The organism is Vibrio sp. 1069 (assembly GCF_033340555.1).
In genome coordinates, this window is record NZ_JAWOWP010000984.1 from 1 (window position 1) to 510 (window position 510).

Below are 510 nucleotides of genomic sequence, written 5' to 3' on the forward strand. Positions count from 1 at the left end.
AGATGAGAAGCCAACCATACTTGCCAATCGCCAACTAAAGCATCGACGCCTGATTGCTCTAACGTATGTTCAACTTGTGCATCAGAGAAAAAAGTCGGAATAGGCACGACGACTATGTCTGCCGCCATCGCCGCCAAATCAACAATGGCCCAATCAATGCTGTTTTCTGCGCGTAGCGCGAGTGCTTTGATGTTCTGTGCAATAAGCTCGGCGGCAACGAGTTCGATCTTGTTTAACAATTCAGAGTAAGTCAGTTCAACCGTTTGATTCGCTTCGTAGCCGACAAGTGCTACTCGATCTGGTGTCGTTTTTGCCCATTTTGTAATGGCATCGAGGAGAATATTCATACATCACCTATATTCTGCGTTGTGTTTAACCAAGTTGTTGTGGTTGTGTTTGCGTTTTTAACGACGTTTACTTTTCTATCTAGGCTTGTTTGCGTTTTCTTTCTTGGACTAATCGAAGGCGTTCGAGTCCTTTTTGCAAATTGCCAGCTAACACACGCGGTTG

At 44.9% G+C, this 510-nt stretch carries 1 protein-coding gene and 1 pseudogene; both read right to left on the reverse strand.

All coding sequences use genetic code 11. The annotated features are described in order from the left end of the window. On the reverse strand, positions 1 to 347 hold a 347-nt coding region (locus tag R7040_RS30165; RefSeq protein WP_318098152.1), incomplete at its 3' end, for an AMP-binding protein. A 79-nt stretch (positions 348 to 426) separates the two neighbouring features. Next, positions 427 to 510: pseudogene (locus tag R7040_RS30170) on the reverse strand (delta-VPH); the annotation flags it as partial.